General features: G+C 40.4%; 17 protein-coding genes. All 17 read right to left on the minus strand.

The window, feature by feature from the left end:
- Positions 1 to 7 precede the first annotated feature (7 nt).
- Positions 8 to 1,327, minus strand: a complete 1,320-nt coding sequence (gene fliI, locus HC728_RS05400) for a flagellar protein export ATPase FliI (protein ID WP_005420355.1) — start codon at positions 1,325 to 1,327, stop codon at positions 8 to 10.
- Complete coding sequence (fliH, locus tag HC728_RS05405) at positions 1,327 to 2,124, minus strand: flagellar assembly protein FliH (RefSeq protein ID WP_065597888.1); 798 nt, start codon at positions 2,122 to 2,124, stop codon at positions 1,327 to 1,329. Before fliH ends, fliI begins: the two co-directional genes overlap by 1 nt.
- A 104-nt stretch (positions 2,125 to 2,228) precedes the next feature.
- A complete protein-coding gene (gene fliG / locus HC728_RS05410) occupies positions 2,229 to 3,281 on the minus strand; it encodes a flagellar motor switch protein FliG (RefSeq protein ID WP_005420359.1) in 1,053 nt (350 codons plus the stop codon).
- A complete protein-coding gene (gene fliF, locus HC728_RS05415) occupies positions 3,274 to 5,007 on the minus strand; it encodes a flagellar basal-body MS-ring/collar protein FliF (protein ID WP_005420361.1) in 1,734 nt (577 codons plus the stop codon). Before fliF ends, fliG begins: the two co-directional genes overlap by 8 nt.
- A 17-nt stretch (positions 5,008 to 5,024) precedes the next feature.
- The gene (fliE, locus tag HC728_RS05420) at positions 5,025 to 5,336 is read right to left on the minus strand and encodes a flagellar hook-basal body complex protein FliE (protein WP_005420363.1); all 312 of its coding nucleotides are present in this window, start codon (positions 5,334 to 5,336) and stop codon (positions 5,025 to 5,027) included.
- Positions 5,337 to 5,436: 100 nt separating this feature from the next.
- On the minus strand, positions 5,437 to 6,870 hold the full coding sequence (locus tag HC728_RS05425) for a sigma-54 dependent transcriptional regulator (protein ID WP_065621819.1): 1,434 nt from the start codon (positions 6,868 to 6,870) through the stop codon (positions 5,437 to 5,439).
- Between the two features lie 3 nt (positions 6,871 to 6,873).
- Positions 6,874 to 7,935: a PAS domain-containing sensor histidine kinase gene (locus HC728_RS05430; RefSeq protein WP_005420366.1), complete on the minus strand. Its 1,062-nt coding sequence runs from the start codon at positions 7,933 to 7,935 to the stop codon at positions 6,874 to 6,876.
- Positions 7,936 to 8,093: 158 nt separating this feature from the next.
- Positions 8,094 to 9,575 (minus strand): sigma-54-dependent Fis family transcriptional regulator, encoded by a 1,482-nt coding sequence (locus HC728_RS05435; protein WP_011262363.1) that lies wholly within the window; start codon positions 9,573 to 9,575, stop codon positions 8,094 to 8,096.
- A gap of 188 nt (positions 9,576 to 9,763) precedes the next feature.
- Positions 9,764 to 10,174 (minus strand): flagellar export chaperone FliS, encoded by a 411-nt coding sequence (gene fliS / locus HC728_RS05440; protein WP_005420369.1) that lies wholly within the window; start codon positions 10,172 to 10,174, stop codon positions 9,764 to 9,766.
- A gap of 15 nt (positions 10,175 to 10,189) precedes the next feature.
- Positions 10,190 to 10,480 (minus strand): hypothetical protein, encoded by a 291-nt coding sequence (locus HC728_RS05445; RefSeq protein WP_011262364.1) that lies wholly within the window; start codon positions 10,478 to 10,480, stop codon positions 10,190 to 10,192.
- Positions 10,481 to 10,511: 31 nt separating this feature from the next.
- Entirely contained in the window at positions 10,512 to 12,482 is a 1,971-nt protein-coding gene (gene fliD / locus HC728_RS05450) for a flagellar filament capping protein FliD (RefSeq protein ID WP_054775460.1), read from the minus strand.
- Between the two features lie 24 nt (positions 12,483 to 12,506).
- On the minus strand, positions 12,507 to 12,926 hold the full coding sequence (flaG, locus tag HC728_RS05455; RefSeq protein ID WP_005420372.1) for a flagellar protein FlaG: 420 nt from the start codon (positions 12,924 to 12,926) through the stop codon (positions 12,507 to 12,509).
- Between the two features lie 123 nt (positions 12,927 to 13,049).
- Positions 13,050 to 14,186 carry a flagellin gene (locus HC728_RS05460; RefSeq protein WP_005420373.1) on the minus strand — a complete coding sequence of 379 codons (1,137 nt, stop codon included), beginning with the start codon at positions 14,184 to 14,186 and terminating at the stop codon, positions 13,050 to 13,052.
- A gap of 245 nt (positions 14,187 to 14,431) precedes the next feature.
- On the minus strand, positions 14,432 to 15,559 hold the full coding sequence (locus HC728_RS05465; protein WP_005420374.1) for a flagellin: 1,128 nt from the start codon (positions 15,557 to 15,559) through the stop codon (positions 14,432 to 14,434).
- Between the two features lie 395 nt (positions 15,560 to 15,954).
- Positions 15,955 to 17,088 (minus strand): flagellin, encoded by a 1,134-nt coding sequence (locus tag HC728_RS05470; RefSeq protein WP_005420375.1) that lies wholly within the window; start codon positions 17,086 to 17,088, stop codon positions 15,955 to 15,957.
- A gap of 398 nt (positions 17,089 to 17,486) precedes the next feature.
- Positions 17,487 to 18,620, minus strand: a complete 1,134-nt coding sequence (locus HC728_RS05475; RefSeq protein ID WP_005420377.1) for a flagellin — start codon at positions 18,618 to 18,620, stop codon at positions 17,487 to 17,489.
- Between the two features lie 57 nt (positions 18,621 to 18,677).
- Positions 18,678 to 19,055 (minus strand): hypothetical protein, encoded by a 378-nt coding sequence (locus HC728_RS05480; protein WP_005420379.1) that lies wholly within the window; start codon positions 19,053 to 19,055, stop codon positions 18,678 to 18,680.
- Positions 19,056 to 19,137: the final 82 nt, after the last annotated feature.

Here is a 19,137-nt window from a genome sequence, read left to right on the forward strand (position 1 = left end):
TTATGCCTTAGCCACTAAGCAACATTTTAAGCATGTTTTTACACATATCGTATGGAACACTTTCTTTCATACGCTGTTGTAGATATTCGTCTAATCTTGGTTTTAACGTAAACGCTTGGTCAATAGCAGGATCAGTACCCGGCTTATACGCCCCAATCGATACCAAATCTTGGTTTTTACGACAGGTAGACAACACTTGTCTCACCGCTTTAGACATAAGCATATGTTCTTCGTCGGTAATTTGTGGCATAACACGGCTGACAGATTTCTCTACATCAATCGCAGGGTAATGTCCGGCATCAGCCATTTCACGAGACAATACAATGTGTCCATCCAAAATCGCACGTGAAGCATCGGCGATGGGATCTTGTAAATCATCCCCTTCGGTTAATACGGTAAAGAATGCTGTGATAGAACCCTGATTTTCATTACCATTACCCGCACGTTCAACCAATGCCGGTAATTTTGCAAATACAGAAGGCGGATAACCTTTGGTTGCCGGTGGTTCACCAACAGATAAAGCAATTTCACGCTGTGCTTGAGCAAAACGCGTTAACGAATCCATTAACAGTAAAACATCTAAGCCTTGGTCGCGGAAATACTCAGCAATAGTTAATGCGGTTTGACACCCTTTTAATCGCATCAATGCCGATGCATCGGCAGGAGCGGCAACCACAACAGAACGTTGACGACCTTCAGGGCCTAAAATTTCTTCGATGAACTCTTTAACTTCACGTCCACGTTCACCAATTAAGCCAACCACGACCACTTGCGCGGTTGTACCACGAGTCATCATACCCAGTGTTACCGACTTACCAACACCCGAACCTGCAAATAAGCCTAAACGCTGACCTTTACCCACAGTAAGTAAACCATTAATTGCTTTTAAACCAACATCAAGCGGCTCTGAAATCGGTTTTCTGGATAATGGGTTAATTGGCTCAGAAGTAAATGATGCTGTATGTTCAGTATAAAGTTCACCAAGACCATCAATAGGATTACCTACCCCATCAACCACGCGCCCAAGTAGCTCCATACCAACAGGAATACCACTGCCATCGGCGATTGGAGTTACTTTAGCGCCAGGTAAAACACCTGAAACTTGTTCGCTTGGCATTAAAAATAAGTTTTCACCTGAAAAACCAACAACCTCAGCTTCGATCTCACCATTTACAGTTTCCACTAAACAAGAACTGCCAATAGGTGCTCGGCAACCTGTTGCTTCCAGCGTTAGTCCAACAACACGCACTAATTTTCCAGAAGCAATAGCACGTGTGGTTAAGCCTGTGGTTTTGTATTGAGATAAACGTTCAGATAATGGCAACATTACTGATTTCCTTGATGGCGATTCACACCACAGAATTTGTTCAGTACGCTCTTAATTCGTTCTTCTAGCAAATAACTCACTTTTGAATCAGAGGCTTGAATATTTATATCACCTAAATTCATCGACGGCTCAGCAGTTAATGTCCACTGCTTTTGCGTTAAAGCTTCTTCGCCATACGCTTCAATAACTCGTTGGTGATCTTCTGGATTTAACGCAATTTTAATTTCGCGTTCAGTAACAGGCAATGTTTCTACTGATTCTCGAACCGTATCTAAAATCACTTGAGGATTTGTTTTTACTTCTACGTGAACCACTTCTTTAGTCAGTGCTAACACCATATCTATCAGTTGTTTTTCGACTTGAGAATCAAGCAATGCTAACGGTTCTGCAAACTTGTCTGCCATGGTAATTAATTGCTGAATACGTTCTTGAATCTCAGCTTGGCCTGCTGCAATTCCTTCGTCATAACCAACTTGATAACCTTCAGGCTTCCCTGCTTCAAAACCTTCCGCTTGACCTTTTTCTAAACCTTCTTTATAGCCAAATTCTTGGCCTTCCATTAAGCCTTCGTTGTAAGCGCCTTGCTTAATTTGTTCAATGATTTCTTCTGTTAAAACAAATTCTTCTGGCTCTTCTTCTTTTGGAAGCGATGGAGTCCAACTTGGATCGTAATTAAAAGCAGTTTCACGAGCAGGCTTATTTGGATCAGAGTAATCTGGAGACTCCCAAATATTGGTTTTTTGTAGTTCACTCTCATCGGTAATGCGGATAAAGCCACGTTTTTTGCTAATACTCATGATGATAACCCGTAAAAAAAGAAGAAGATTTAGAAAGAATAACGGCTATTTCAATTTAATTATGAAATAGCCGTTTAATTATAACTCAATGAAATGAAAACGTATTATACGAATTCATCCGCACCACCAGAAAGCATTAGATCACCAGAATCTGCCATTCGACGTGCCACTGCCAGAATTTCTTTCTGAGCGGCTTCAACGTCTGCAACACGGACTGGACCCATTGCTTCAAGATCATCACGCATAAGTTCAGCTGCACGTTTGGACATACACTTAAACATTTTCTCTTTAAGTGCATCATCTGCACCTTTAAGTGCTTTTTGCAGAACTTCTTGTGGAACATCACGCAATAGCATTTGAATACCTTGGTCTTGTACATCGATAAGGTTTTCAAATACAAACATAAGATCTTGAATCTGAGTTGCGGTCTCTTCATCTTGGTCACGGATTTGATCCATCAACATACCTTCAATGCTGTTATCTAGGTAGTTCATGATTTCTGCCGCTGCTTTCAGGCCGCCAATTTTCGCAGCTTGAGCACCAGATTGACCTGCGAATTGTTTCTCCATGATTTCGTTCAATTCAGCAAGTGCTGATGGTTGAACTTCTTCTAGGTGCGCAATACGCATCATTAGATCAAGACGAACACGTTCAGGGAATTGAGATAAAATCTCCGCCGATTGGTCTGGATCTAAGTAAGATAATACGATGGTTTGGATCTGCGGGTGCTCATTCATAATGATGCTTGCCACTTGACGAGGATCCATCCATTTCAATGAATCCAGGCCTTTAGAACCGCTACCTAGTAGAATTTGATCGACTAGGTTATTCGCTTTATCTTCACCAAGAGCAGCAACTAATGCGTTACGCATAAAGTCTTCGCTGCCCATACCAATGCTGGTGTATTTCTGAATATCTTCTAAGAACGCACGGTGAATCGCTGACACTTTGATCTGATTTAAGTCAGATACGGTTGCCATTGCTGCACCTACTTTTTGAACTTGCTTTGGTTCTAAGTGACGAATAATACTTGCCGCATCTTCTTCACTTAAACTTAGCAATAAAATCGCTGCACGCTCTGAGCCTGATAATGAAGAAAGATCAAATTCTGGTGTTTCTTCTTCTTTATTTCCTGCTTCTACAATTTCATTAGCCATTTTCAGATACCCAGTTTCGAACTACTTGTGCTGCTAATTCCGGTTCATTTGCTACTAGCGCACGAACCGCTTTCAATAAGTCTTCATCTTTATGCAGATTAGGAAGATCGATGCCCGAGCCAAACTCGAATCCATCTCCATCTAAATCACTGCCAATTAAGCCCATCTCACCTTCAGCATTACGTTCTGCATTTGCCAATGCTTCATCTTCTGCTTGGTTAGGGAACAGTAATTTATTCATTGCTGGACGAACAAGAACAAGAATAACGGCGATAATAACCAAGGCACCAGCAAGCCATTTAACCCAATCGTTAAAGTTAGGGTTTTCCCAAATTGGCACATCAATCGCAATTGGTTGCTCTTCAATAGCAAACTTCACGCTCAGTACATTCAGTAAATCACCACGTTGTTCATTTAGACCAACACTACCAATAATGATTTGACGGATCTTATCTAATTCTGCTGCTGAAATTGGTGTATAGGTAACTTCACCGGTTTCAGGATTAACGCTTTGACGCTCTTTAATAGCAACAGATACCGTTTGTCGAGCTACAGTTCCTGTTTGTTTACGTTCATGGCTAATGGTTGTATCAAGTTCAAAGTTTCGCGTTGCTTCTTTATGAACTGAACCTTGACCTAGTACCGAACCATCTTTTAATTCTGCGATATCTTGAGGGATAGCGGAATCTACCGGCGGTTGGTTACTTAGCGCACCAGGGACACCAGCAATCACATTACCGTTGTTATAATCTTCTAACGTGTATTCACTTCGAGTAGATGGCGTTTGAGGATCAAATTGCTTACGAGTTTGCTCAACAGCACTGAAATCCATAGACACATCCACTTGAGCGGTATAGTTACCTAAACCCAAAATAGGAATAAGGATTGCGTCAATTTTATCTCGTAAAGATTGCTCTTGTTTACGCTCTAATTCTTGCTCTTTTCGATGAGCCATTGCCATCGGGTCTTGCGTACCAGAGCTAAGAAGACGACCATGCTGATCCGTTACGGTAACACGTGTTGGTTTCATTCCTGGAACCGCACTTGCAACCATATCAACAATCGAATCTACTTCTTCTTGTTTTAGCATTGCACCCATTCTCATGGTCAAGAATACCGTTGCCGACGCTTCTTGATTATGACGAACAAATACGCTTTGTTTTGGCATTGCGAGTAATACTTGAGCTTTACGAATTGGTCTCATTTGCTCAAATGTACTTGCTAATTGGCGTTCACGGCTTAGTTTTAGACGCTCTTGCTCTAAACGCTGTGAAACCCCAAAGCCCATATCTTGCAATAAAATATCATCTCCCTCACCAACGGCTTTATTTAAGCCTGCGCGAGACAGATCAAGATTCATTTTACTGAATTCAGAGGCGGGAACTAAAATGGTATTACCATCTAGTTTGTATTCTGCTTTTTGAGCATCAAGATGATCAAGCACTTGGATAAGTTCATCTGTTTCATAAACTCCAAGCGGACGCATCTCTGGTTCTTGAACCCAAAAGAAAAGCATGACAATTAACGCCACACAAATAGAAACAGATAATACGAGGATAACCTGACGTAATAAGTCAAGATTACCCAAAGCTGAATCTAATTTTGAAGAACTTTGCTCATCAACATCTGGATTTTGTACGTCAACAGAGCTATCCAGTGCCATAGCACCGCCTGTTGGCATATCATCCGATACGGCTAAGTTCGTGTTTTTGTTCTCTTCCGACACGCTTTAATTCCTAGAAATTAGACTGGCATATTCATCAGTGCTTTATAAGCATCAACTAGCTTATTGCGCACTTGAATTGTGGCATCAAATGCAACGCTTGATTTATTTCGTGCAATCATAACGTCTGATAATGAAACCCCTTCATCACCTCTGTCAAAACGCACTGCTAAATCACTTGATGCCTTTTGTAATCCATTTACGTTATTGACGGCTTTCGCAAACATAGCACTGAAGTCCGCACCGACTTCTTTTCCTGTTACTTGACGCGTTGTATTTGACGCGTCAAGCATCATTGCTTGCATCTCGTCCTGTAAACCACCGATTTTCATTTCTATTCTCCGACCCAGTCAACTTCTTGACTTAATTTTACGACCCGAAGTATATAAAGCAATTTACATACCAATATATCAATAACGATAACTCATTGTTTTAACTTGGGATATCTATTCCAGCATCACGCATCTTCGCTAACTTATAGCGTAACGTTCTTGGGCTAATACCTAGTTTTTCAGCGACATCTTTTCGTTTACCATCACAGGCTTTTATGGTTTCAAGGATAATGATAAATTCTTGTTCTCGAAGTTCACCACCTAACCCACTAGATGCAACCAAAACCTCACTTTCTTCAGACGTTGCAGGTGCAGCTGTCTCGTTTATTGACGGTACTTGTTGCTCAGGTCTAATTGTTGGCGCTTCACCACTGACTACTTGTTGTAAGCCGTCCGCATCCGCCCAATCAACCCCTTCTAATAAAACATCTTCCGCCGTGATCGTATGCTCTTCAGCAAGAATAAGCGCACGCTGAACTACGTTATCTAATTCACGAACGTTACCCGGCCATGGGTATGCTTCTAGTTTTTGAGTGGCTTCTGCACTAAAACTAGGAACTGGTAAACCTTGTTTTTGACAGTGACGCTCTACTAAGTGTTGAGCTATCGGTGCAATATCACCTTTACGATCTTTTAATGGCGGCCATGCAATTGGGAATACGTTTAAGCGGTAATATAAATCTTCACGGAAGTTACCTTCTTCAACGTACTTTTTCAGATCACGGTTACTGGTTGCTAAGATACGTACATCCAACTTAATGCTCTTACGACCACCTAAACGTTCAACTTCACGTTCTTGCAATACACGCAGTAACTTAGCTTGTAGGTTAAGATCCATTTCACTGATCTCATCCAGTAAAATAGTACCACCTTGAGCTTGTTCAAATTTACCCGGACAGGCTTGAACAGCCCCTGTAAAAGCACCTTTTTCATAACCAAATAATGTGGCTTCTAACATGTTGTCAGGAATCGCGGCACAGTTAATAGCAACAAATGGGCCTTCACTTCGTTGTGAATTATTGTGGATGTAGCGTGACATGACTTCTTTACCTGAACCACTAGGACCAAGCACCATCACGTTAGCGTCTGTTCGTGCTACTTTGTCAGCTAATTTAAGTAACTTAAGACTCTTTTCATCAGCAACAATAGCATCACCCGTTTGCTCCGTTTTCACTGGCGCATAACGACTGACCATATTCAGTAATACTTCAGGTGCAAATGGCTTAGCCATGTAATCAATAGCACCGTCTTTCATTGCAGAAACCGCATCTTCAATATTGGCGTAAGCGGTCATTAAAAGAACCGGAAGATTCGGCCAATTCAATTTAATACTGCGCAATAAGGCTAATCCACCCATGCCAGCCATTTGAACATCAGAAACAACAATATCAACAGGTTCTTTCTTCAAAATAAGTAATGCTGTTTCTGCGCTATCGGCTTCTACCCACTCGTAACCAGCTAACTCTAGCGTGTCGATCAAGGCTTCACGTAAACCTTCATCATCCTCGACAATTAATACTTTGCTTTGTGCCATGATTTATTCTCCAGATTCTGTTTGAGCTAGGCTGTCTGTTGGGGTTGCTGATAGTGGAATTGACATGGTAAAACATGCGCCATCATCCGGTTCTGAATACAATTCAAGTTGTCCTTTGTGAGCTCGACAAACCATTTGTACAACCGCAAGACCAAGGCCTGTGCCTTGAGAGCGAGTAGTAAAAAATGGTTCCATTATTTTGTCTTGTAACTCTAGTGGTATACCGGGGCCATTATCTTGCACCGATATTTTTAATAGCCCATTCACAGGTCTGAAAAAGACGTCTATTTGACATCCCTTCCCTATCACTTGAATGGCATTCATGATCAAATTACTAATAGCGCTAGCAATGGCATTGGCGTTGCCCATTAGCACTGTATCTTCATGTTCGACTTCTAAGTAGTAATCGACTTGATTTGATTGCAGAGCGGTTTCAACCATTGGGCGATATTCAGCAACCAAGTCACCTATTGTGAATGGCTTAACGACTTTATTATCACCGCCTTTAGCAAAGAGAAGCATGTCATTCACTTGCTTTTCTAGATCATGAAGGCGATCAACCAATTTGGTTTGAAAACGTTTATGTGTTGCGGCTGGTAAATTTGGTGACCCTAAGTTTGAGGCGTACAACATCGCACTCGACAACGGTGTTCTCACTTGGTGAGCTAATGATGCGACCATCTTACCTAATGAAGATAATCGTTGAAGATCACTCACACGAGATTGCAATAAACGCGTTTCAGTCAGATCAGTGATCAATATTAGTTGACCTGTTTCTGATGCCGAAATTGCCAATCGAACTTTGCGTCCGTTACGCAATGAGATCTCATGACCATCATCTTCTCTTGGATCAAACGATCGTTGAATGACTTCAAACCAACGTTCTCCCAATAGAGGTAGACCTAAAAGCTTAATTGCTTCTGGATTGACTTCACACACCATACCTTGTGTATCAAGTAAAATAACACCAGCAGGCATAACATCTAGTACTTGCTTATATCGTGTATTTTGCTCTTCTACTGTGCCAAGAGGTGAGTTTAATTCACCCTCAGAATTACCCTGCATAATTTTATTCCCGCCAAAACAACAAAAGGGCTGATGCATTTTACATGCCAGCCCTTTTGGTATTTATTATCAACGACTTACATTAAACATGTAAGCTTGACGGTCAAATTTTTGTCATTTAAATTAGTGAAACGTTATCTCTTTTTGACTAAAGAGTATTAACGCATATCATCTTTATTTAAATTATATTTACGCATTTTCTCAACAAGAGTAGTACGACGCATACCTAGCATGTCTGCTGCTCGTGCAACAACACCATTTTGTGCTTCAAGTGCTTGGCATATCATATTAACTTCAACTTCAGCTAACATCTCTTTCAGATTTAAACCATCTTCTGGTAAATCATTCGATGTTGGTCCTGCGTTTTGCATTCCTTGTTGAGGAATACCACCATCACTAAAGTTAGCAAACATGTCAGCTAATGCCGCTTGTTCTTGCTCTTCAATTGATTGCTGATTGTAATTCTCAGGTTGGAACTCTGGAATATCACTATAACGATACTTCGTTGGTAAGTGATTTACGTCCACCGATTCCCCAGGGAATAAGATCATCAAACGCTCAATTAAGTTTGCTAATTCACGTACGTTACCAGGCCAATGGTGTTCCATTAACGAGTTAACAGCACGAGGAGTTAGTCGTACACGTGTGCTGCCTTCAGCTTCCATTCTTGCTAATAACTCTTGCAGCAACAAAGGAATATCTTGCTTACGTTCACGTAATGCTGGCATTTCAATTGGGAAAACATTTAAACGATAATACAGATCTTCACGGAATGTGCCTTTCTCTATCATCTCATCTAAATTACGGTGCGTCGCAGCAACAATACGAACATCAGCACGAATACTCTGATTACCACCAACACGCTCAAAACAACGCTCTTGAAGAACACGAAGTAATTTCACCTGCATCGGCATTGGCATATCACCAATTTCATCTAAAAATAACGTACCGCCTTGCGCAAGTTCAAAGCGACCTTTACGTGCAGTAATTGCACCAGTAAACGCCCCTTTCTCATGGCCAAACAGTTCACTTTCTAGAAGATCTGGTGGGATTGCACCACAGTTAACCGGAACAAATGGTCCTTTACGGCGTGGCGAATGATAGTGCAAGTTACGTGCAACTACTTCTTTACCCGTACCCGATTCACCCAAAACCAATACACTTGCTTCTGTACCTGAAACTTGTTCAATTAAATGGCGAACAGTACTAATAGCTGTACTTTGTCCAACCATACTACGGAATAACGTATTTTTACGGCCTAGGTGGGGTACTTCTAACCCACGACGACCCATAAATTCTTGGCAATGACGTAACGCATCGGTTAATTGAGGATAATTAACTGGTTGATTCAGTTCACCTACATAGTTTGTCAATTCCTCAACATCATGCATAGCCCCCGCAAGCATAATGACTGGAATATGATTATGTACAACTAATGAACTTTTGATTATATCTTTCAGCGCTTGGTCAGAAACTTGACCTAAAAAACAAGCACTCCATGGCTCACTCCACTCAAAAGTAGACAATTCTGAAGCTGAAATGGCATGACAATGTTCACCGATAAACTCAAGGATCACCTTAAGATTATGACGGCTCTGAGCATCATCTTCAATAATAAGAGTCTTTGCTAAACCTTGCATAGATGTGGATATGCCTTAATTCTTTGATTTATGTGGTCTATTCATTGAACAGCAACGAAATATTGCCCACATATTATAGCATAAGAAAAATAAGGCAACTATGACTGTCTACTTATCGACAGTCATGTTGTAAATGAGAGGTTAGTATAAAAATCGAAAAATAAATTTGATTTATAAAATCGGTTTAATTAGATACCAACTTGATCTGCGGTAAGGTTATGAAATTCTGCAGGAATTTGATCCCAAGCTGATTTGATTTCACGTAACATTTCTACGACATCATCAATAGCCTGACCATCATTGTTTTGGTTAGCATGTGAAATTTGGCGGATCATAAAATCGTATAAAGAATCTAGGTTACTTGCAATTTCACCACCATCGTCCATTGATAGACATGAACGTAGACTGATCACGATGTCTAATGCTTTGCCAAGACGCTCACCTTTAACAGGTGTATTACCTTGTTCCATGGCAGCTTTACCTTGGATTAAACGCTCAATAGCTCCAGCCATCAGCATTTGAATTACCTTATGAGGTGATGCAGCACTTAATTGGCTATCGATTGATACCTTTTTATATGCCTGTAGTGAACCTCTCATCGTATTTCCTCAGTTTTATTGAAATTTTCTATACAACTGAACCGATTTCTTCGCATGATTCAGTTTTTGATAATCAAGTGCAAATTGCTGCCCTAACTCTGTCATCTCTTCAACAATGAGTTGGGTTCGTGCAATTGCGAGTTGCCATTCAGTGGATGCCACTATTTCTGACGCTTGCATACATGCATGCAAGAGTTGTTCCCGATTTGCTAAAAAAGTAGCCAATTGTTCAAAATTAATATCTTCACTACGATATTGTTTTTGCAACTCTTGATCTAATACTTCTAATTGCTTTAGTAATTCCATCGGTAACCTCTATATCAATAACAAGGTTGTATTAACCCAGCGCATTCATCATACCTGATAACTGCGCTTTCATTTTTCCGGTTACATCTTGCATATTGGCAAATTTATTACGCGTACGCTCTTGAAGACTTTCCATTCGGCGATCTAAATCCACCTGCTGATCATTAAGGCGATAGTTTTGATCTCGCATCGTATTCATTCGTGTACGAATTGGACCACTCACCCCTGTCATGCTTTGAATTACATCTTCAACTTTCTTAGCAAAGCCTTTTGATCCACCAAAGAAAGTATGCAACTGACTGAAATTTTCATTCAATTGACGATCTAACATGGATTGATTGATTTCAAGAGTACCTTGTCGAGTCGTTGAAATACCAAGCTCTATCAGTGTTTTTATTCCTGTAGGAGCCGATTCAACTGGCGCTACAAATACAGATTTTAAGCGAGACTCAGCCGAACGTACAACACTGTCTCCAGCAAGTGGACCACTTTGTCCAGTCGCTGGATCAAAGCCACTTAATGCTTTGGTGGTCTCATAGAACTGATTGTAAGTATTAACAAATTGTTCGATAGCAGCTTTTACAGTATCTCTATCAAACTGCACATCTAAATCGATGCGTTTACTTGCTTCTGCTGTTGTACCTTTTAAAGTGATATCAACACCTTGAACTGCATCTTGAATAACATTGGTGTCACTGCTTATTCTTGCTACACCATCCAAGACCACTTTTGCACTACTTGCCGATTGAACTTCTTGAAGACCAGAATATAAAGGTTTGCGTGGACCTTCAGGTTTAATTGTCTCCACAACCTTTTCAATCGGTTCTAATTTTTCTTTTGCTATTTCTTTAATTGTTGGCGGCAGTTTTTCTACTTTTTCTTTTGCTATATCAACAAGTTCTTTTTTCGGTGCTTCTTTCTGAGGCGCTTCATAAGTAATACCAGCAGCTTGGAAAACCGTATCTGGCGTTTGTCCAATTTCTGCAAGCGCTTCTGCAGCGTCTTGATCGCCTTGCTTTGCCGCTTTAGCTAATTCAATCTTTTCATCTTCATTTGGAAGTGCCGCTTGCAGTGTTCCGGCAGTACGCTCACTCCACCCTGACATGCCAGATGTTGGATCGGTTGGATCTTCTAACGTCGCTAATGCTGCTGTTGCTTCTTGCTGCATCATGATTTCTTTAGCTGCTTTTTCTTCACGAGCTAATTCACGATTGGCATAATCAATCAAAGGTTTAAAGTAAGCGTATTTTTCTTCGTCACTCAGCTCTGGTACTTCTTGCTCTGTAATTGGCTCACGAACTTGTTGAGCGGCAACTTCAGGCACTTGCTGATATTGAAGCAATGTTGGAATATCAAACTTCGTTGATACCGTTGGATCAAAGTCAGGGTTAAACGCAAATCGATGCAGTTGGTTATTATATTTTGCATCAACTTCAATTTTAACTTTGTTACTTTCACCTGGCTTATCAGATGCGAGAATTAAACGAGAGCCACCATCGTCTTTTACGATAGAAGCTTGCACACCTGGATTTGAAGGTGCACTGTTAATCTGTTTTAAAATGTCAGTAATTTTATTATTTTGGCCGACAACATCAATGGTAAATGATTTCTTACCTAGCGATATTTCTAATTTACCTGGGCCAAATTTAGCATCATCACGAATAGGAGACGATGCTAGCTTTTGAGCTTGAGCAAGTTGTAAAACGTCAATAGTATAACGACCTGCAAGTGCATCAGGGCTCGCCGTAGCACTAACTACATCTTCATCACTACTTGAGATAGTTCTCGATGCAAATGTGTCGTCTTGACGGAAAGTCGTCATAAGATTCTTCATGGTATCTAATGATTCTTGCAGACGGCCGTAACCACTAATATTAGTATCTATGTCTGAACGTTCACGGTCGATGCGCTGCTGCTTAGGTAAGCGCTCGCTTTCAACTATTTTGCTCACCATAGAATTAATATCTAGGCCACCACCCATCCCCATCGGGCTAACACTCATGAATCGCTTTCCTCAATTAACGGTTTAAATCCTCTCAGCTATCAATCCAGATGCACTGGCAGCTAAATCTCTAGCAACTTCCAACATCTTTTCATCGGGAATTTGTCGAATGATATCACCGCTGCTGACTTCAAAAACGGTAATAACCTGCCGCCCTGACTCTTCATCTAGGCGAAACGATAATCCTCGATCCATGCTTTTAACGTATTCATTAAGCTCTTCTACTGCTTTATGAAGTGCTTCTTTCTTTTTCGTTTCAAGCTTTTGTTCTGCTTCTGCAACAATGGCTTCGCTAGCGGTTAAAGGTTCTGTACCTTCAATAAGCGATGCTTTGTTATCTACATAAACAGATGATGTTGGTTGCACATTAGAACTAGCAATTTGCGTGCCGTTATTTGAAGGGGGTGTGGAGTGGATTGTTGAAGATACAAATGATGAATCCATAGTATTTTCCTCCTAATACGAAAAAAGACAGCAAGAGGAGCGGTCCTGCTGTCATATTTCAGTAAGTGGGTAGACGATGAAGCCGCCCACCTACCTATTTTAGTATTATCAATTAATCAACGATTAACGTAATAGACCTAGAGCAGCGTTTGGCGCTTGCTTAGCTTGAGCAAGAATAGAAGAACTTGCTTGCTGTAGGATTTGAGACTTAGTCATTTCAGTTGTTTCTTTCGCGAAATCAACGTCTTTGATTTGGCTCTTAGAAGCAGAAACGTTTTCGTTAATGTTGTCTAAGTTGCTGATTGTGTGACCCATACGGTTTTGAGCAGCACCTAGCTCAGAACGGTGGCTATCAACAAATTTCATTGCTGCGTCAACAACTGCTACTGCGTTTTGAGAACCAGCAACTGTAGTTACGTCGATGTTACCAACAGTTTTGTTTGCAACTTCAGCATCAGCCATACCAGTTTCTTTAGCTAGAGCACCAGAGAAGCTGATTTCGCCTTCTGCTACGTCTTTAGCTGCGAATACTTGTAGTTTGCCATCTTCGCCAACAGAAGCGCTAACTTTGTCAGTTTGACCGTTGATGTATGTTGCAACTTCTTCGATATCGTCGCCAGCTTTAGCGTTGATTTCGATAGCTTGCTCTTCACCATTCTTATCAGCGATTGTGATAGTCATGTTTGCGTCTTTACCAGCAGTCCAACCAGCAGCAACACCTTCAGAAGCTGTGAATGTTTTACCACCCATGTTTGCTTCGTCTGCACGTAGGTTGTTTAGAGTAAGCATTACTGCTTCACCTGAATCAGCACCAACTTGGAAAGATTTAGTACCGAAGTTACCGTTAAGTAGACGTGTGCCACCGAAAGAAGTTGTTTCAGCGATACGGTTCATTTCGTCAGAAAGAGCCGTAACTTCTTGTTGGATCGCTTGACGGTCAGCGTCAGTGTTTGAACCATTTGACGATTGCAGTGCTAGGTCACGTACACGAGAAAGGATGTTTGAAGTCTCTTTCATTGCGCCTTCAGCAGTTTGCATCATAGAGATGCCGTCGTTTGCGTTACGAACCGCTACGTCTAGACCACGAGTTTGCGTGTTTAGACGGTTAGAGATTTGTAGACCAGCTGCGTCATCTTTAGCACTGTTGATTTTGCTACCAGATGATAGACGTTCCATAGATTGGTTAACGCCGTCAGTTGCGCTGTTTAAGTAACGCTGTGCAGTCATTGCTGATACGTTAGTATTTACTGTAATAGACATAAATAGATCTCCTAAGGGAAAGTGCAATGGTGGTTTGGTCTCATCCTCCGCCCCAGCCATTGTTTCTCACATATATTTAAAAGCGTATCTCTATATACTTTGTAGACTCTCACCTCTACAAAATACATCGCCGAGATAGCCTAAGTTTAATTTTTATAAAGTAAGTCAGACTCACTTATAACCTGTTGGGATTGAACTTTGCAGATGGCATAAGCTCACATTCTCACAAGTGTTTACTATGCTGATTAGCCCAACAGGCCTAATGCTGCATTTGGTGCCTGCTTAGCTTGAGCTAGGATAGACGAGCTCGCTTGTTGCAGGATTTGAGATTTCGTCATTGCTGTCGTTTCTTTAGCAAAATCAACATCTTTGATTTGGCTGTTAGACGCATTCACGTTCTCGTTAATGTTTTCTAAGTTGTTAATAGCGTGGTTGAAACGGTTTTGGAAAGCACCTAAATCAGCACGGTTTGAATCAACGTATTGCATTGCTGAATCAAGAATTGCTACTGCTTTTTGTGAACCACCAACACTTGTTACATCGATGCTCTTAACTGTGTCAGATACTTTATTACCCATACCCAGTTCGTTGCTTAATGAACCGCTGAATTCAATATCAGTTGCATCTGCTGCTGCAAAAATTTGTAATTTGCCGTCTTCAGTTACAGAAGCGTTTACTGCATCGCTTTGACCATTGATGTAAGTTGCTACTTCTTCAATGTCGTCACCAGCTTTTGCATTGATAGTGATGTTTTGTTCTTTACCTTTGCTATCAACAAAGTTCATTGTTAATTCTGTATTTTCAGCACCCACTTTCCAGTTTGAGTCTTTACCTTCAGTCGCTGAGTAAGTAGAACCACCCATCGCTGTTGTATCAGAGCGCATGTTGTTCAGAGTAAGCATTACCGCTTCACCTGAATCTGAACCGATTTGGAAAGATTTAGTACCGAATTGGCCGTTAAGTAGGCGAGAGCCACCGAACGATGTTGTTTCTGCAATACGGTTTAATTCGTCATTCAAAGCAACCACTTCTTCTTGAATCGCTGTACGGTCTGCATGTGTATTTGAACCGTTAGCTGATTGAAGTGATAAATCACGCATACGTTGAAGGATGTTCGTTGTTTCGTTCATCGCACCTTCAGCAGTTTGCGCCATTGAGATACCATCATTTGCATTTCGAACTGCAACATCTAAACCACGAGTTTGAGATGTTAGACGGTTTGAAATTTGTAGACCCGCTGCATCATCTTTAGCACTGTTAATTTTAAGACCTGAAGACAAACGCTCCATTGAGCTGTTTAGGTCGTTAGTTGCGTTGCTTAGGTAACGCTGTGCTGTCATTGCTGATACGTTTGTGTTTACATTGATAGACATAATTTATTTCTCCACTTTGGTTCCGAATCACTCCGCTCCTGGACCGGTAACCGTATTGTTCATCGTTGATACTTAACTTAGCGACCTACTTTCAAATTACTTTAGAAAAACTTTTAATTTTTTAAGCTTTTCTTTTTTAAGTACTTTTAAGCTTTTTCTTAGTCGCTGTGCCTTGTAATTAAGTTATCGCTCGCAATCGGAAACTCTTTAGGAAAAAATGCAAAAAAAACGAAAATAATTTAAATCCCAGATAAAACGTGAGGAAAATCACCTAATTTAGAGGGAAATAGATATTTATTGATGATTTTATAAACAAAAAAAGCCGAGGCAAGCCCCGGCTTTGGCATAGTGTGAGAGCACTATTACCTTAGAAGTTGTTTAAATCTTCTAAAAAATTAGCGTAATAAGCCAAGAGCAGCGTTAGGCGCTTGCTTAGCTTGAGCTAAAATAGAAGAACTTGCTTGTTGAAGAATCTGAGATTTCGTCATCTCTGTTGTTTCTTTAGCAAAATCGACATCTTTAATTCGGCTATTAGATGCTGAAACATTTTCATTAATGTTATCTAGGTTGTTTATCGCATGGCTAAAGCGGTTTTGGAATGCACCTAAGTCAGCACGGTTTGAATCAACAAATTGCATTGCTGCATCAAGAATAGCCACAGCCTTCTGAGAACCACCTACCGTAGTTACGTCGATGCTCTTAACCGTCTCAGCTTGCGCTGCACCCATATTCAGTTCACCAGCTAATGAACCACCAAATTTAACTTCACCTTGAACTTTATCGTTAGAGGTTACAATTTGTAGCTCACCATTTTCTGATACTGACGCATTAACCGCATCTGTTTGACCATTGATGTAAGTCGCTACTTGCTCAATATCATCACCAGACTTAGCATTAATCGTTAACTCTTTCTCTTCACCTGCACGGTTTACATAAGAAACAGTCAATTCTGATTTCTCAGCATTTACAGCCCAATCACCACCCAGTGCCGTTTCTGCTTTATAGCTTGTTCCGCCCATTGATGCAGAGTCTGAACGCATGTTGTTAAGGCTAAGCATTACCGCTTCACCTGAATCAGCACCGATTTGGAATGATTTAGTACCAAATTGACCATTAAGAAGACGAGAACCACCGAAAGAGGTTGTTTCAGCAATACGGTTCAGCTCATCATTAAGCGCACCGACTTCTTGTTGAATCGCTTCACGATCAGAAGTTGTATTTGAACCGTTTGCTGATTGTAGTGATAAGTCACGCATACGTTGTAAGATGTTTGTTGACTCATTCATTGCACCTTCAGCTGTTTGTGCAATTGAAATACCATCGTTTGCATTGCGTACAGCTACATCTAAGCCACGAGATTGTGAAGTCAAACGGTTTGAAATCTGTAGGCCAGCAGCATCATCTTTTGCGCTGTTGATTTTAAAGCCAGAAGATAGACGTTCCATTGATTGATTCACGCCATCCGTTGCATTGTTCAAGTAACGCTGAGCTGTCATTGCTGATACGTTAGTATTTACTGTAATCGACATAGTGGTATCTCCGTTTAGTTTTCCGATTGTTTTCCGTAGTTCGGAAAACTGAGCTTTATTATTCGACACTAAATTGATTGTTATTAGTGCCTGATACTTAACTTAACGACGGTTAAAAATAAACCTTTATCGATTTATTTATAAAATAGATGATTACTTTATGAACTATGATCGTGCTTCAAAGTTTTTTACAATTGACTAAAAAATAGCTAAAGTTTTTTTGCTTTTGACCAAGTATTAGCCAGATCCTTGATACAAAAGGGGTTTAGCCACCCCTTGCTTTAGATTTAGTACCTTATTTCTTTATTTATTCCGCTTTAGCTACTTTATTTTCTTTAGACGAAAAAAAACCAGCAATGATTGCTGGTTTAAAAAATAGTTATGTCGATTGATATAAGTTAACCAAGCAATTTTAAGGCAATATCTGGTGCTTGTTTTGCTTGTGCTAGTACCGTTGAGCTTACTTGCTGTAAGATTTGAGCTTTCATCATCTCAACCGTTTCTTTAGCAAAATCTGTATCTTCAATACGACTGTTTGAAGCGGCAACATTTTCATTAATATTATTCAAGTTATTGATAGCGTGGTCAAAGCGATTTTGAAAAGCGCCTAACGTTGCTCGTTCTTTATCAACAAACCCCATTGCTGCATCTAAAGTTGCAATAGCACGTTGTGAGCCACCAACACTCGTTAGGTCTAAATCATTAACGGTATCAAATACAGCACCACCAATAGCTAATTCAGCAGAGAGTGTTCCTCCAAATGTCACCGCACTTGATACCACGTCACCCGCAGTAAACAATTGAAGTTGACCTTTCTCATCAACGGATGCTTGAACGGTATCGTTTTGACCATTGATATACGTAGCCAATTCTTCAATATCATCACCCGCTTTCGCTTCAATTGTGATTTCTTGAGCTTTACCATTTTCATCATTAAATGACATGGTAAGCGTTTGACCACCTTCTGGTACTGTCCAACCTTTGTTTAATTGGTTTTGAGATGTGTAATGAAACCCACCCATCGCTAGTGTATCTGAACGCATACTACCTAAAGTAAGTTGAACCGCTTCACCCGCATTGGCACCAATCTGAAAGGTCGATGTACCAAACTGGCCATTCAATAAACGTCGACCACCAAAAGAAGTGGTTTCTGCAATACGATTTAATTCATCGTTAAGCGCATCCGCTTCTTCTTGAATTGCTTGTCTGTCCTGTAACGTATTAGAACCATTAGAAGACTGTAGTGCTAAATCGCGCATACGTTGCAAAATATTAGTACTTTCATTCATTGCACCTTCTGCTGTTTGTGCAATTGAAATACCATCATTCGCATTACGAACCGCCACATCCAAACCACTCATTTGAGATTTCAAACGATTTGATATTTGCAAACCAGCCGCATCATCTTTCGCACTATTAATTCTTTTACCTGACGAAAGGCGTTCCATTGATTGGTTTAAGTGTTCTGTTGCTTGATTTAAATATCGCTGTGCCGTCATTGCAGACACATTGGTGTTTACCGTTACAGACATAACAATCTCTTAATTTATTTTCATCTTAATAGTTATAACGGCATAAATACTGAAAGCTTAACTGATATTTTGATGCCCACAACGTTCACTACTTTGAATATCATATTCATTAGGATTTATACCTTCATCTTTCAATAACTTAATAAATGCAGGATCTGAACACTCAGTACCTAAATAGTCTTTTAAATGCTTCTTAGGCTGGCGTTTCACTTTATGTTTATTGGCATTAAAACATGCCCCATAACCTTTAATGTGGCTATTTTCAGGTGTTATCCCTTCATCTTCAAAGTAGTGCTGTAATACAGGATCGATGCAATTATTAGCGGCAATCATTGAATGTTCTTTCATGCTCGATAATTGAGTAGAAATAAACGGCGCACTGTGTACTGAAGTTGAAAAGAAAATAAACAATAAAAAACGTAAGAATGAATTCATGACATGACCTTACTTATGGAATAGACAGTAAGTCATCGACCGAAATCCGATTTTCTGGATTAAAAAGAGTATTTTTGGAAGG

The organism is Aliivibrio sp. S10_S31, from assembly GCF_014694495.1.
In the GTDB taxonomy this organism is placed as follows: Bacteria; Pseudomonadota; Gammaproteobacteria; order Enterobacterales; family Vibrionaceae; genus Aliivibrio; species Aliivibrio fischeri.